The 1,054-nt window shown below is 57.4% G+C and carries 1 pseudogene; it reads left to right on the forward strand.

Annotated features, from left to right (window positions below):
* Nucleotides 1-1,054: pseudogene (locus FEK47_RS25385) on the forward strand (autotransporter domain-containing protein); the annotation flags it as partial.

The raw sequence follows: 1,054 nt of genomic DNA on the forward strand, positions 1-1,054 counted from the left end.
CACCGGCACGGAAATCAACGGCAATAACGGGAAGGTTATCCAGGACGGCGATCTGGATGTCAGCGGCGGCGGTCACGGCATTGATATTACCGGCGACAGCGCGACGGTGGATAACAAGGGCACCATGACGGTCACCGATCCGGAGTCTATCGGTATCCAGATTGACGGCGACCAGGCGGTTGTCAATAACGAAGGCGACAGTTCCATCACCAACGGCGGCACCGGCACACAGATTAACGGTGACGACGCCACGGCAAATAACAGCGGCAAAACCACCGTTGACGGTAAAGACTCCACCGGCACGGAAATCAACGGCAATAACGGAAACGTTATTCAGGACGGCGATCTGGATGTCAGCGGCGGCGGTCACGGCATTGATATCACCGGCGACAGCGCGACGGTGGATAACAAAGGCACCATGACTGTCACCGATCCGGAGTCCATCGGTATCCAGATTGACGGCGACCAGGCGGTTGTCAATAACGAAGGCGACAGTTCCATCACCAATGGCGGCACAGGAACGCAGATTAACGGTGACGACGCCACGGCAAATAACAGCGGCAAAACCACCGTTGATGGCAAGGATTCCACCGGCACGGAAATCAACGGCAATAACGGGAAAGTTGTTCAGGACGGCGATCTGGATGTCAGCGGCGGCGGTCACGGCATTGATATTACCGGCGACAGTGCGACGGTGGATAACAAAGGCACCATGACTGTCACCGATCCGGAGTCCATCGGTATTCAGATCGACGGCGACCAGGCGGTTGTTAACAACGAAGGCGACAGCACCATCACCAACGGCGGCACCGGCACGGAAATCAACGGCAATAACGGGAAAGTTGTTCAGGACGGCGATCTGGATGTCAGCGGCGGCGGTCACGGCATTGATATCACCGGCGACAGCGCGACGGTGGATAACAAAGGCACCATGACTGTCACCGATCCGGAGTCCATCGGTATTCAGATCGACGGCGACCAGGCGGTTGTTAACAACGAAGGCGACAGCACCATCACCAACGGCGGCACCGGCACGCAGATTAACGGTGACGAC

This window comes from Escherichia sp. E3659 (assembly GCF_005781135.1).
Classification (GTDB): domain Bacteria; phylum Pseudomonadota; class Gammaproteobacteria; order Enterobacterales; family Enterobacteriaceae; genus Escherichia.